This window comes from Burkholderia sp. AcTa6-5 (assembly GCF_017815075.1).
GTDB classification, from domain to species: domain Bacteria; phylum Pseudomonadota; class Gammaproteobacteria; order Burkholderiales; family Burkholderiaceae; genus Burkholderia; species Burkholderia sola.
Window position 1 is genome coordinate 129,017 of the sequence record NZ_JAGIQE010000017.1, and the last position, 12,326, is coordinate 141,342.

Annotated in this window: 15 protein-coding genes and 1 riboswitch; all 15 genes read right to left on the minus strand. The window is 68.4% G+C overall.

Translation table 11 applies throughout. The features are described 5' to 3' along the window. Positions 1-4 precede the first annotated feature (4 nt). Complete coding sequence (gene hisG / locus J8I33_RS22645; protein ID WP_050013128.1) at positions 5-658, minus strand: ATP phosphoribosyltransferase; 654 nt, start codon at positions 656-658, stop codon at positions 5-7. Next, positions 655-2,004 carry a UDP-N-acetylglucosamine 1-carboxyvinyltransferase gene (gene murA / locus J8I33_RS22650; protein WP_209939104.1) on the minus strand — a complete coding sequence of 450 codons (1,350 nt, stop codon included), beginning with the start codon at positions 2,002-2,004 and terminating at the stop codon, positions 655-657. Before murA ends, hisG begins: the two co-directional genes overlap by 4 nt. A 14-nt stretch (positions 2,005-2,018) precedes the next feature. Then, positions 2,019-2,258 (minus strand): BolA family protein, encoded by a 240-nt coding sequence (locus tag J8I33_RS22655; protein ID WP_006477131.1) that lies wholly within the window; start codon positions 2,256-2,258, stop codon positions 2,019-2,021. Between the two features lie 55 nt (positions 2,259-2,313). After that, positions 2,314-3,135 carry an ABC transporter permease gene (locus J8I33_RS22660; RefSeq protein ID WP_245172318.1) on the minus strand — a complete coding sequence of 274 codons (822 nt, stop codon included), beginning with the start codon at positions 3,133-3,135 and terminating at the stop codon, positions 2,314-2,316. Continuing rightward, positions 3,132-4,058, minus strand: coding sequence for an ABC transporter ATP-binding protein (locus tag J8I33_RS22665; RefSeq protein ID WP_050013130.1), 927 nt, complete (start codon positions 4,056-4,058; stop codon positions 3,132-3,134). The genes J8I33_RS22660 and J8I33_RS22665 overlap by 4 nt, the downstream gene beginning before the upstream one ends. Before the next feature lie 192 nt (positions 4,059-4,250). Then, positions 4,251-4,526, minus strand: a complete 276-nt coding sequence (locus J8I33_RS22670; RefSeq protein ID WP_050013131.1) for an STAS domain-containing protein — start codon at positions 4,524-4,526, stop codon at positions 4,251-4,253. Next, complete coding sequence (locus tag J8I33_RS22675) at positions 4,523-5,152, minus strand: ABC transporter substrate-binding protein (RefSeq protein ID WP_050013177.1); 630 nt, start codon at positions 5,150-5,152, stop codon at positions 4,523-4,525. Before J8I33_RS22675 ends, J8I33_RS22670 begins: the two co-directional genes overlap by 4 nt. Before the next feature lie 111 nt (positions 5,153-5,263). Then, positions 5,264-6,226, minus strand: coding sequence for a VacJ family lipoprotein (locus tag J8I33_RS22680; protein WP_050013178.1), 963 nt, complete (start codon positions 6,224-6,226; stop codon positions 5,264-5,266). A 30-nt stretch (positions 6,227-6,256) separates the two neighbouring features. Next, complete coding sequence (gene mlaD, locus J8I33_RS22685) at positions 6,257-6,817, minus strand: outer membrane lipid asymmetry maintenance protein MlaD (protein WP_050013132.1); 561 nt, start codon at positions 6,815-6,817, stop codon at positions 6,257-6,259. Positions 6,818-6,841: 24 nt separating this feature from the next. Continuing rightward, entirely contained in the window at positions 6,842-7,609 is a 768-nt protein-coding gene (gene mlaE, locus J8I33_RS22690) for a lipid asymmetry maintenance ABC transporter permease subunit MlaE (RefSeq protein WP_050013133.1), read from the minus strand. Beyond that, entirely contained in the window at positions 7,606-8,427 is an 822-nt protein-coding gene (locus tag J8I33_RS22695; RefSeq protein WP_050013134.1) for an ABC transporter ATP-binding protein, read from the minus strand. Before J8I33_RS22695 ends, mlaE begins: the two co-directional genes overlap by 4 nt. A gap of 84 nt (positions 8,428-8,511) precedes the next feature. Then, positions 8,512-9,636 (minus strand): thiamine phosphate synthase, encoded by a 1,125-nt coding sequence (gene thiE, locus J8I33_RS22700; RefSeq protein WP_089488087.1) that lies wholly within the window; start codon positions 9,634-9,636, stop codon positions 8,512-8,514. Beyond that, positions 9,633-10,448 (minus strand): thiazole synthase, encoded by an 816-nt coding sequence (locus J8I33_RS22705; RefSeq protein ID WP_011546614.1) that lies wholly within the window; start codon positions 10,446-10,448, stop codon positions 9,633-9,635. The genes thiE and J8I33_RS22705 overlap by 4 nt, the downstream gene beginning before the upstream one ends. A 38-nt stretch (positions 10,449-10,486) precedes the next feature. After that, positions 10,487-10,684 (minus strand): sulfur carrier protein ThiS, encoded by a 198-nt coding sequence (thiS, locus tag J8I33_RS22710; RefSeq protein ID WP_027783340.1) that lies wholly within the window; start codon positions 10,682-10,684, stop codon positions 10,487-10,489. Positions 10,685-10,716: 32 nt separating this feature from the next. Beyond that, complete coding sequence (locus J8I33_RS22715) at positions 10,717-11,853, minus strand: FAD-dependent oxidoreductase (RefSeq protein WP_124557206.1); 1,137 nt, start codon at positions 11,851-11,853, stop codon at positions 10,717-10,719. A gap of 225 nt (positions 11,854-12,078) precedes the next feature. Beyond that, positions 12,079-12,202, minus strand: a riboswitch (TPP riboswitch). Positions 12,203-12,326: the final 124 nt, after the last annotated feature.

Below are 12,326 nucleotides of genomic sequence, written 5' to 3' on the forward strand. Positions count from 1 at the left end.
GCGCTCAACCGCCATTCTGCGACGCGCGTTCGAACGCGTCGAGGATCGGCTTGAGCGCCGCGCGCTTCAGCTTGAGCGCGGCCTGGTTCACGACGAGGCGCGACGAGATCGCCATGATCTCCTCGACCTCGACCAGATTGTTCGCCTTCAGCGTGCCGCCCGAGCTGACGAGGTCGACGATCGCGTCGGCCAGCCCGACCAGCGGCGCCAGCTCCATCGACCCGTACAGCTTGATCAGGTCGACGTGCACGCCCTTCGCGGCGAAGTGTTCGCGCGCCGTTTCGACGTATTTCGTCGCGACCCGCAGGCGCGCGCCCTGGCGTACCGCGTTCGCGTAGTCGAAACCGGCGGACACGGCCACCGACATCCGGCAGCGCGCAATGTTCAGATCGATCGGCTGGTACAGGCCGGAGCCGCCGTGCTCGACCAGCACGTCCTTGCCGGCCACGCCGAAATCGGCCGCGCCGTATTCGACGTAGGTCGGCACGTCGCTCGCGCGCACGATGATCACGCGCAGGTTCGGGTCGGTCGTCGGCAGGATCAGCTTGCGCGACGTTTCCGGATCCTCGGCCACCTGCACGCCGGCCGCCGCCAGCAGCGGCAGGGTTTCCTCGAAAATCCGGCCCTTCGACAGGGCGAGGGTCAGCGGCGCGGTCATGCTTGGCTCCCGGAGAGGCGGCGCACGTTCGCGCCAACGGCGGTCAGTTTGGTTTCCATGCGGTCGTAACCGCGGTCCAGGTGATAGATGCGGTCGACGAGCGTTTCGCCGTCCGCACGCAGCCCGGCGATCACAAGGCTCGCCGACGCACGCAGGTCGGTCGCCATCACGTTCGCGCCGGACAGCTTGTCGACGCCGGTCACGAGCGCCGTGTTGCCGTCGATCGTGATGTTCGCGCCGAGTCGGTTCAGCTCCTGCACATGCATGAAGCGGTTCTCGAAAATGGTTTCGACGACCTGCGCGGTGCCCGTCGCGACCGTATTGAGGGCCATGAACTGCGCCTGCATGTCGGTCGGAAACGCCGGGTATTCCGACGTGCGGATCGTCACCGCCGACGGGCGGCGGTCCATCTTCACGCGCAGCCAGCTGTTGCCTTCCTCGATCGACACGCCGGCTTCGCGCAGCTTGTCGATCACCGCGTCGAGGATGTGCGGGCGCACGCCCGTCAGCATCACGTCGCCGCCGGCCGCCGCGACCGCGCACAGGAACGTGCCGGCCTCGATACGGTCGGGGATCACCGAATGGCGCGCGCCGTGCAGCCGCTCGACGCCCTGGATCACGAGGCGATCGGTGCCGATGCCGTCGATTTTCGCGCCCATCGCGACCAGCAAGTGTGCGAGATCGCTCACTTCCGGCTCGCGCGCGGCGTTTTCGATCACCGTCTCGCCGTCGGCGAGCGTCGCGGCCATCAGCAGGTTTTCCGTCCCCGTCACCGTGATCATGTCGGTCACGATGCGCGCGCCCTTCAGGCGCTTCGCGCGCGCTTCGATGAAGCCGTGCTCGATGCTGATCTCGGCGCCCATCGCCTGCAGGCCCTTGATGTGCTGGTCGACCGGCCGCGCGCCGATCGCGCAGCCGCCCGGCAGCGACACCTTCGCCTCGCCGAAGCGCGCGAGCAGCGGGCCGAGCACGAGGATCGACGCGCGCATCGTCTTCACGAGCTCGTACGGCGCGACGAGGTTGTCGACGCGCGACGCGTCGAGCTGCACGCGGCCGCCGTCGGTCTCGCTCTTCACGCCCATCTGGTTCAGCACCTTCAGCGTTGTGCGCACGTCCTTCAGGTTCGGCACGTTGTCGAGCTCGACCGGCTCGGCGCTGAGCAGCCCCGCGCACAGGATCGGCAGCGCGGCGTTCTTCGCGCCGGACACGACGATCTCGCCGGCCAGGCGGCGACCGCCTTCGATCACGAGCTTGTCCATCCCCTGTCCCTGCGATTCCCCGTTGGCGGCCGGGTGTGCCGTGGCGACGCTCTGGACGGCGTCGCGCTCGTTGACGGTGACTTGCACTCAGTGATTTCCGTTTATGCGTTCTGCCATTCGGCGGGCGTCAGCGTCTTCATGCTGAGCGCGTGAATTTCCTGCTTCATGCGATCGCCGAGCGCCGCATAGACGAGCTGGTGCCGCTGGATCGGCCGCTTGCCTTCGAAGGCCGCCGACACGATCGTCGCGAAGAAATGCTGGCCGTCGCCTTCGACTTCCAGATGCGTGCAGGCGAGACCGCCGGCGATGTATTGCTTGACCTGTTCGGGAGTCGGCAACATGGTGTAAGGCTCCTGTCGGCGCACGCCGCCCCGGGGCGGCCGCTGCCTGTCGATATCAATGACGCAGTTTGTAGCCGGTCGCGAGCAGCCGCATCGCGATCAGCGCGAGCAGCACGAAGAAACCGGTGACGATCGCGAGGCTCGCGAACGGGTTGATGTCGGACACGCCGAAGAACCCGAAACGGAAGCCGTCGATCATGTAGAAAAACGGGTTGAGACGCGACACTTCGCGCCACACGGGCGGCAGCGAGTGCGTCGAATAGAACACGCCGGACAGGAACGTCAGCGGCATGATCAGGAAGTTCTGGAACGCGGCGAGCTGGTCGAATTTCTCGGCCCAGATCCCGGCGATCAGGCCGAGCGTGCCGAGAATCGCCGAACCGAGCAGCGCGAACGCCATGATGAACAGCGGCGCCGCGAAGTGCATCGGGATAAACCAGATCGTCACGACGAACACGCCGGCGCCGACCGCGAGCCCGCGCACGACGGACGCGAGCACGTACGCGCCGAAGATGTCGCGATACGACAACGGCGGCAGCAGCATGAACACCAGGTTGCCGGTGATCTTCGACTGGATCAGCGACGACGAGCTGTTCGCGAACGCGTTCTGCAGCACGCTCATCATCACGAGGCCCGGCACGAGAAAGCTCACGTACTCGACGCCCGGATACACCTCGACGCGGCCCGACAGCGCATGGCCGAAGATCGTCAGGTACAGCAACGCCGTGACGATCGGCGCGCACACCGTCTGGAACGACACCTTCCAGAAACGCAGCAGTTCCTTGTAGAACAGCGTTCGAAACCCGTTTCCCGGCACGCGCCGGGCCGCCCCTTCGAGCGGCAGCGAACGCAGTTCGCGTGGGGAGTGTTGATTCATGCCAGACCCTCGATGACCTCGGCCCCGTTCATCACCTGGACGAACACATCCTCGAGGTCGGCCTTGCGGACCTCGATCTCGTCGAACGTGCAGCCGGCCGCACGGCATTGCGCGAGGATGCGTTCGACCTCGTCGTAGCTCGCGAGGCGCAGCAGGTGCTCGCCCGGCGCGCGCGCGGCCGGGTCGGTTTCCAGCCCGCGCAGCTCGGCCGGCAGCGCGCCGGTCGCGAACCGCAGGTACAGTTGCAGGCCCGCGAAGCGGCGCAGCAGCGCGTCGGTGCGATCGAGCGCGACGACTTCGCCGCGGCGCAGCATCGCGATGCGGTCGCACAGCGACTCGGCTTCCTCGAGGTAATGGGTGGTCAGCACGATCGTGTGGCCCTCGCGGTTCAGGCGCGAGATGAATTTCCACAGCGTCTGGCGCAATTCGACGTCGACGCCAGCGGTCGGCTCGTCGAGCACGATCACCGGCGGCCGGTGCACGAGCGCCTGCGCGACGAGCACGCGGCGCTTCATCCCGCCCGACAGCGCGCGCATGTTCGCGTCGGCTTTCTCGGTGAGATCGAGATTGGCCATCACTTCGTCGATCCAGTCGTCGTTGCGGCGCAGCCCGAAATAGCCGGACTGGATTCGCAGCGTCTCGCGGACGGTGAAGAACGGGTCGAAAACGAGTTCCTGCGGCACGACGCCGAGCGAGCGGCGCGCGTTGCGGAAATCCTGGACGACGTCGTGACCGCGCACCGAGATACTGCCTTCGTCGGCCCGGGCGAGTCCGGCGAGGATACTGATGAGCGTGGTCTTACCTGCGCCGTTGGGGCCGAGCAGACCGAAAAACTCGCCTTCCTCGACCGACAGGCTGACGCCCTTGAGCGCCTGAAGCGACTTGTAGCGCTTCTTGACGTGACGGATTTCTATGGCTGACATGACTGTGCGCGACGCCAGGGCCGCGACGCCTATTTTGTGCTTGCTGCGAAAGAAAATGGGGGCCGGACGCCGATTGGCTGCCCCGCAAAACGCTTGATTATAGGGCAAACCGGCTGGGGGAGCCGGCGCCGGCGGCGCGCGGCGTGAAGCGTGCGCGCGCCGGCTGGCGCGGCAGGCGTCGATCGGACAGCGTCAATGTCGGCCGGTGCCTTCGATGAGCGCGTCGACGCCGTACGCGCGCGCGAGGCTGGCGAGCTTCGGAGGGAGATTGAGGATGTCGAGGGCTGCGCCGCGCGTTTTGGCGGCACGTTGCCATGCGAGCAGCACGGCGAGCGCGGACGAATCGAACTGCGTGAGCGCCGCGCAATCGACGGCGGTCGCGCCCGCGCCGATGCGCGCAAGACCGTCCGCGAGCGCGGACTTCGCGCTCGCGACGGTCAGCGAGGAGCCGGCTTCGAAGCCGCTCACGACGCTTGCTTGCCGGCGGCAAGTTGCTGGTTGCGCTGCGTCAGGAACTGGATCAGCCCTTCGACGCCGCTTTGCTGGATCTTCTCGTTGAACTGCTGCTGGTACGTCTGGATCAGCCACGCGCCGAGCACGTTCAGGTCATACACCTTCCAGCCGTTCGCCGTCTTGTACAGGCGGTAGTCGATCTGGACCGGCTGGCCGTTGTTCATCGCGACCGTCTTCACGACGACGTCGGTGTCGGCCGGATCGGCGCGGAACGGCGGGTACTGGATCTGCTGGTCCGGCTTCAGCTGCGCGAGCGCACCCGAATACGTGCGGATCAGCAGCAGCTTGAACTGCTCCTGAACCTGCTGTTGCTGCTCGGCCGTCGCGGTGCGCCAGTTGCGGCCCATCGCGAGCTGCGTGGTGCGGCGGAAATCGGTGTACGGCAGGATGTCCTTGTTGACGATCGTGATGATGCGATTGGTGTCGCCCTGCTTGATCGTCTGCTGCTTGACTTCGTCGAGCACCTGCTGCGTCGCCGTCTTGATCAGCGCCTGCGGGTTCGACTGGTCGACTTGGGCGTGAGCCGCGCTGCCGAACGAGAACAGCGCCGCGAAAACGGGGATCAGGAACAGTTTTTTCATCATAGTGGCCTGCATGAATGAGTCGATGCGAAGGTTGGAGCAGGTAGCTTACGCGCAAGTTCGCATACGCTACCGACTGAATCGTTTCCGGCTGTAACGAATGTAAATCCGTCAGTGCAGCCGGATGCTCGGGAACCGGAACCCGCCCGGCGACGGAGGCGCCACCTGCATCGCCGGCACGTTCGTCTCGCTGGCCGGGTTCGGCGATTCGGCCGTGCCCGAGGCCGGCGCAGCAACCGCCGCGCCCGACGCGGGCGCCGGCGCCGCGCCGCCCACCGCTGCCGCGCCCGCCGTACCGGCCGCGCCGGCTGCCGCCGGTGCCGCGCCGTCTTCCGGCAGGTCGTACTTCGGCAGCGCGTCGTTGCTCGACGTCGCGGCGGCCTCGCCGCGCGCGTTGCTGATCAGCATCTGGCGACGCTGCAGGTACGCGTTGCGCACGAACGAATACTTGTCGAGTGCCGCGGCATCCAGCACGTCGCCCGCGCCGAGCAGGTTCGAGCGCGTGTTGACCAGGTTCACGCCGAACAGGCCCCAGCTCAGGCCGTCCGGCTTCACGTAGGTGAGCGGGTTGCCGACGTAGTCGACGCCGAGGCCGGCCGTGTCGCGCAGCGTGCTCGGCCCAAGCAGCGGCAGGACGAGATACGGGCCCGACGGCATCCCGTAGCGGCCCATCGTGATCCCGAAGTCGGCCGTGTGCTTCGGCAGCTTCGCGATCGTCGCGACGTCGAACAGGCCGCCGACGCCGAACACCGTGTTGATCACGACGCGCATGATGTCGCCGACGCCGTCCGCGATCCGCAGCTGCACGATGTTGTTCGCCGCGATGTAGACGTCGCCGATGTTCGAGAAGAAGTTCGTCACGCTGTCGCGCACCGGCTGCGGCACCACGTACTGATAGCCCTTCGCGACCGGCTTCAGCGCGTACGTATCGACGGTGTCGTTGAACTTGTACATCGTCCGGTTGAAGCCTTCGAGCGGATCGCCCTTGGTCGGCGTCTGCACGGTCGCGCAGCCGCTCAACGCGGCGACTGCCGCCATCGCCAGCGCGGCGTGCCTGATGCGGATCGTGTGCATGGTCATTCCCTCTTGTTTTCTCTCGTGTGGTTATTGGCCGGCCGAACCGGACACCGCCGATGCCGGCACCGCCACTGGTGCGGGTGCGGCGGGTGCGGCGGGCGCGCCCGATGCCGGCTTCGCACCGCCCGCATCGGCGGCCTTGCTGTACAGGAACTGGCCGATCAGGTTCTCGAGCACGATCGCCGACTGCGTCATCGTGATCGTATCGCCCGCCTTCAGCATTTCGGTGTCGCCGCCCGGCTCGAGGCCGATATATTGCTCGCCGAGCAGGCCCGACGTCAGGATCTTCGCCGACGAATCCTTCGGGAACGGGTACTGGCCGTCGACGTCGATCGTGACGAGCGCCTGGTACGTGTTCGTGTCGAAGCCGATCGACTTCACGCGGCCGACCACGACGCCCGCGCTCTTCACGGCCGCGCGCGGCTTCAGCCCGCCGATGTTGTCGAATTTCATTCTCACCGAGTAGGTCGGCTGAAACGACAGCGAGCTCATGTTGCCGACCTTCAGCGCCAGGAACAGCACCGCAAGGAAGCCCACCACCACGAACAGGCCGACCCAGAAGTCGAGAGCAGTCTTTTTCATCGTCATCCCAAAATTTGGCTTGGCTGAGGCTTAGCTGAACATCAGCGCGGTCAGCAGGAAATCGAGGCCGAGTACGGCGAGCGACGCGAACACGACCGTCTTGGTGGTCGCGCGCGACACGCCTTCGGGCGTGGGCTTCGCTTCATACCCTTGAAACAGTGCAATGAAGGTCACGGCGAACCCGAACACGATGCTCTTGATCACGCCGTTGCCGACGTCGGCCCAGACCTGGACCCCGCCCTGCATCTGCGACCAGAACGCGCCCGGATCGACGCCGATCAGCACGACGCCGACGAAGTAACCGCCGAGCACGCCGACCGCGTTGAAGATCGCGGCCAGCAGCGGCATCGCGATGATGCCCGCCCACATGCGCGGCGCGATCACGTTCTTGATCGGGTCGACCGCCATCATCTCGAGCGCGGTGAGTTGCTCGCCGGCCTTCATCAGGCCGATCTCGGCCGTCAGCGACGTGCCCGCGCGGCCCGCGAACAACAGCGCGGTGACGACGGGGCCGAGCTCGCGCACGAGCGACAGCGCGACCAGCAGGCCGAGCGCCTGCTCGGAACCATAGCGGTTCAGCGTGTAATACCCCTGCAGGCCGAGCACGAAGCCGACGAACAGCCCCGACACGGCAATGATCACGAACGAATAGTTGCCGAGGAAATGGATCTGCTTCGTGACCAGCCGCGGCCGGCGCAGCAGCGGGAAGAATTCCAGCACGAGGCGCACGAACAGGCGCGTGCCGTAGCCCGCCCGCTCGAGGCCGCCGATGACGTAACGTCCGATCGCGCTGATCATGCGCGCCCTCCGCCGAGGCCGAAATCCGCTGCAAGCGGCGGGCTCGTGTAATGAAATTTGAACGGGCCGTCCGGCGCGCCGTCGATGAATTGCCGCACGCTCGGATCGGTCGACGCGCGCAGCTCGTCGGGCGTGCCCTGCGCAAGCACGCCGCCGTTGGCCAGAAAATACACGTAGTCGGCGATCGCGAACGATTCCGGCACGTCGTGCGTGACGAGGATCGACGTCGCGCCGAGCGCCTCGTTCAGCGTGCGGATCAGGTTCGCGGTGATGCCGAGCGAAATCGGATCGAGGCCCGCGAACGGCTCGTCGTACATGATGAGCTGCGGATCGAGCGCGATCGCGCGCGCCAGCGCGATGCGGCGCGCCATCCCGCCCGACACCTCGGACGGCATCAGGTCGCGCGCACCGCGCAGCCCGACCGCGTTCAGCTTCATCAGCACCAGATCGCGGATCAGGTCTTCGGGCAGGTCGGTATGCTCGCGCAGCGCGAACGCGACGTTCTCGAACACCGACATGTCGGTGAACAACGCGCCGAACTGGAACAGCATGCCCATCTTGCGGCGCAGCGCATACAGGCCGTCGCGCGTTTGCGCGCCGACGTCGGCGCCGTCGAACAGCACCTGGCCGCGGTTCGCGCGCACGAGGCCGCCGATCAGGCGCAGCACGGTGGTCTTGCCGCAACCCGAGCCGCCCATGACCGCGACGACCTGCCCGCGCCCGAAGCGCAGGTTCAGGTTGGACAGGACGAGGCGGTCGCCGTAGCCGAAGTCGACGTCGCGAAGTTCCAGCAGGGTCTCGGTAGGAGTGGGGCTCACGGAGCTGACAGTCCTTTTACGCAGAACGCCGAATTATAGGGCCTGCATTGGAATGATGTCGTGACGCCGTTCCGGGCCCTGCGGTCAATGATTGTCAAATTGTCGGGCAAAGCACTGCTGCAGCGCAACAAGCGCCGTCCGATAGTCGTCCGCGCCCGTGACCGCGCTGACCACCGCGACGCTGCCGACGCCCGTCGCCAGCACGGCCGGCAGCGTGTCGAGCCCGACCCCGCCGATCGCGACGAGCGGCGCGCTCGCGCCGGCGAAGCGCGCGTAGCGGGCAATCCTGGCGAGGCCCTGCGGCGGCGCGGCGACGGCCTTCGTGGCGGTCGCGTACACGGGGCCGAGCGCGAGATAGCTCGGCCGCTCGTGCAGCGCCCGCAACATCTCGTAATAACCGTGGCTCGACAGTCCGAGCCGCAGGCCCGCGCGCGCGATCGCTGCCAGATCGGCCGTTTCGAGATCCTCCTGGCCGAGATGCACGCCGTATGCGCCTTCTTCTGCAGCGATTTGCCAGTGATCGTTGATGAACACGCGCGCATCGGGATAGCGGCGCCCGGCCGCGACCGCGCGCGCGATTTCCCGGCGCAGCGCGTCCGGCGTCGCGTCCTTCACGCGCAGTTGCACGGTTCGCGCGCCGCCGTCGAGCACGCGCTCGACCCATTCGGCGCTCGGCACGACCGGATAGAGGCCGAGCCGCGCGGGACACGGCGCAAATGCCGGTTCCGGCGCAGGCGGCAGCCCGGCGACGCGCGGGAATTGCGCGGCATCGACCGGCCATGCATCGGCGGCGCCCGTCTCGTCGCCGTCGCGCCACGCCAGCGCGAGCACCAGCGCGTCGACCGGCGCGAAGCCGCAATCGAGGAACGCGGCGAGCGCCGCGATCCAGTCGTCCGCGAGCGGATGCGCGGCGTCGAGCGCGTAGCGCACGCCGGCCGCATGCAGCACGGCGCCCTGCTCGTCGAATTCGATCGCCACCGCGTCCGGCGACGCAGGCCGCGACACGGCCGACGCGCGCGCCTGCGCGGCACGATCGCCGGCCGACACGATCAGCACATCGCCATCGGCGGGCACGTCAGGCGCCGCCACGCAGAGCCGCCACGGCGCCGCGCCGTCCGGCCAGTCGCCGAGCCGCGCGCGAATCCGCTCGGCCGCTTCGGCCAGCTCGTCGGCCGGCGGCCAGAACGCATCGGCGAAACGCGCGCTCATGCGCCGCCCCCATCCTGGTGCCAGAACGGCATCCCGACGACCGGCGTGCTCGCGTGCGCGGTGTCGCGCGCATCCATCGGGCCGGCGAGATACGCGGCGCGGCCGGCCTCGACGCCCTGCGCGAACGCGCGCGCCATGATCTCCGGGTGCGTGGCCTGCGACACGGCCGTGTTCAGCAGCACGCCGTCGAAGCCCCATTCCATCACCTGGCACGCGTGCGACGGCACGCCGAGCCCGGCGTCGACGATCAGCGGCACGTCCGGCAGCCGTTCGCGCAGCACGCGCAGCCCGTACGGATTCACGACGCCCTTGCCGGTGCCGATCGGCGCGCCCCACGGCATCAGCGCCTCGCAGCCGACGTCGAGCAGGCGCCGGCCGATCACGAGATCCTCGGTGCAGTACGGCAGCACCTTGAAGCCGTCCTTGACCAGTTGCGCGGCGGCCTCGATCAGCCCGACCGGGTCGGGCTGCAGCGTGTAGTCGTCGCCGATCAGTTCGAGCTTGATCCAGTCGGTATCGAAGACCTCGCGCGCCATGTGCGCGGTCGTCACCGCTTCGGCGACGGTCTGACAGCCGGCCGTATTCGGCAGCAGCGGCACCGCGTGGCGCTTGAGCAGGTCGAAGAAGCCGGCTTCGGCGGTGCCGCCCGTCATCTGGCGGCGCAGCGCGACCGTCACCATCCCGGGACGCGACGCGGCGATCGAATCGGACAGCGACTGCAGCGACGGATAGCGCGACGTGCCGAGCAGCACGCGGCTTGCGAAAGTTTCGCCGTACAGCGTCAGCGCATCGGCGGAGGGGTGGGACGTCATGTCGTTTTCCTGGAAGAGCGGGGACGGACCGGCGGCGCTCAGCCGCCCGCAACGGGGTGCACGACGTCGAGCTTGTCGCCCGCCGCGAGCGCGCGCGCCGCATGCTGCGTGCGCGCGACGAAGTTGCCGTTCAGCGCCACCGCGTACGGCGGACGCGCGCCGTACGCGGCCAGCGCGTCGGCCACGGTCGCGCCGTCGGGCAACGTCAGGGTCTGTTGATTGATCTGGATATCCATGAGGCTCGGTCGGATTCGGTCGGCGGCGCGCGTCAGGCCGGCTGGCGCGCGTCGTTGCGGTGATGAAGCAGCGTCGGCCAGCGCGCGGCGTCGCGCCACGCGGCGAACGCGTCGGGATTGCCGAGCGCGCCGCCGAGCGCGGCCTGCGCGAACGCGACGGCCGCGTGCGCGACTTCCGGCGCGATCATGAAGCCGTGCCGGTACAGGCCGTTGACGGCGAGCGTCGACGCGCCGTCCCAGATCACCGCCGGGCGATGATCGGGCAGCGTCGGCCGGCACTGCGCGTTGAGTTCGAGGATGCGCGCCTCGCCGAACGCCGGATGCACGGAAAACGCCGCGCTCAGCAGTTCGAGCGCGGAGCGCACGCTGACAGGCGACATGTCCTCGCCCTCCACCTCGGTCGCGCCGATCACATAGAGATCGTCCTGCTTCGGCGCGACGTACAGCGGGTAGCGCGGATGCAGCAGCCGCACGGGCCGGGTGAGCCCGATGCCGGGCGCGTGCACGCGCGCGACTTCGCCGCGGATGCCGCGCAGCGCAGGCAGCGCGGGTTTCGCGCCGAGCCCGCGGCAATCGATCGTGAAATGCGCGGCGGGCAGGTTCGCGTCGTCGACCGGCGTGTGCCAGTGCAGCGCGACGCCGCGTTCGGCGAGGCCCGCCGCGAGCGCGCGCAGCGCCTGGCGATTGTCGAGCTGGCCTTCGCGCGGCAGCAGCAGCCCGCGCGCGAAGCGGCCCGCGAGCGCGGGTTCGGCCGCGTCGACCTGCGCACCGGCCAGCGTCACGAAGCCGCCGTCGAACAAGTCGTCCGGCGCATTCGCGCGCACGCGCCGCTCGAACAACGGCGCCTCCGCGCGGTCCGCGTGATGCCAGACGACGAGCGTGCCGTGCTGCTGGAAGAAGACGGGTTCGGGCAGTTCCGCGAGCCACTGCGGCCAGCGCGCGAGCGACGCGGCGCCGAGCTCGGTGATCAGCAGCTCCGCGCTGGCGGCTTCCGCGAGCGGCGCGAGCATCGCGGCCGCGATCCACGCGGCCGACTGCTCGCCGTCGGGGCCGCCGCGCTCGTAAAGCGCGACGCGGTGCCCGTCGCCGGCGAGGCGCCACGCGATCAGGCGGCCGACGAGACCGCCGCCGAGCACCGCGAAATCGGGCCGTGCATCGCGGACGTTCATCGTGCGCCCTCCGCGCGGTCACGCGCGACGAACGCCGACGCGCGCGCGCCGTCGCATGCGAACGCATGCGATATCGGGCCGGGGACCCTGCAAAAGACTGAAGATTGTGCGGCCATCATTCCTTCCGTAACGCGCAATGCGCGTACCCAAAAGGACGAAACCGGCAGCAAAGGCCGGCCGGGCGGGACTCGGGCGCTGACCATGTGGGATGGCGGCCAGCGCGGCCCGGCGGGATCAGAAACTTCCCTCGCCGGTATTACCCGGATCGGGTGCGAAGGGTCTTTCTCAGCCTCGCCGCGCTGCCCGGAACATCCGCCGGCCGCGCCACGAAGCACCCCTGTTTCGTCGTCGGCCATTAGACCATAAAAGCGGAAAGCGCCGCAAACTGTCCCCCTTGCGGCAATTTCGCCGGCGTGTCGCGCCGCTCTGGCACAATGCCCGCAGGCCGGCCGCGCGAGCGGCCGGTTGCCGCG

What these genes read in the sequence shown, in the direction of transcription:
- mlaD (WP_050013132.1), bottom strand. Translation starts at nt 6,817, where the DNA reads ATGACGATGAAAAAGACTGCTCTCGACTTCTGGGTCGGCCTGTTCGTG.
- thiE (WP_089488087.1), bottom strand. Translation starts at nt 9,636, where the DNA reads ATGAGCGCGCGTTTCGCCGATGCGTTCTGGCCGCCGGCCGACGAGCTG.
- J8I33_RS22655 (WP_006477131.1), bottom strand. Translation starts at nt 2,258, where the DNA reads ATGTTGCCGACTCCCGAACAGGTCAAGCAATACATCGCCGGCGGTCTC.
- thiS (WP_027783340.1), bottom strand. Translation starts at nt 10,684, where the DNA reads ATGGATATCCAGATCAATCAACAGACCCTGACGTTGCCCGACGGCGCG.
- mlaE (WP_050013133.1), bottom strand. Translation starts at nt 7,609, where the DNA reads ATGATCAGCGCGATCGGACGTTACGTCATCGGCGGCCTCGAGCGGGCG.
- J8I33_RS22680 (WP_050013178.1), bottom strand. Translation starts at nt 6,226, where the DNA reads ATGCACACGATCCGCATCAGGCACGCCGCGCTGGCGATGGCGGCAGTC.
- J8I33_RS22665 (WP_050013130.1), bottom strand. Translation starts at nt 4,058, where the DNA reads ATGTCAGCCATAGAAATCCGTCACGTCAAGAAGCGCTACAAGTCGCTT.
- J8I33_RS22660 (WP_245172318.1), bottom strand. Translation starts at nt 3,135, where the DNA reads ATGAATCAACACTCCCCACGCGAACTGCGTTCGCTGCCGCTCGAAGGG.
- hisG (WP_050013128.1), bottom strand. Translation starts at nt 658, where the DNA reads ATGACCGCGCCGCTGACCCTCGCCCTGTCGAAGGGCCGGATTTTCGAG.
- J8I33_RS22705 (WP_011546614.1), bottom strand. Translation starts at nt 10,448, where the DNA reads ATGACGTCCCACCCCTCCGCCGATGCGCTGACGCTGTACGGCGAAACT.
- J8I33_RS22675 (WP_050013177.1), bottom strand. Translation starts at nt 5,152, where the DNA reads ATGAAAAAACTGTTCCTGATCCCCGTTTTCGCGGCGCTGTTCTCGTTC.
- J8I33_RS22715 (WP_124557206.1), bottom strand. Translation starts at nt 11,853, where the DNA reads ATGAACGTCCGCGATGCACGGCCCGATTTCGCGGTGCTCGGCGGCGGT.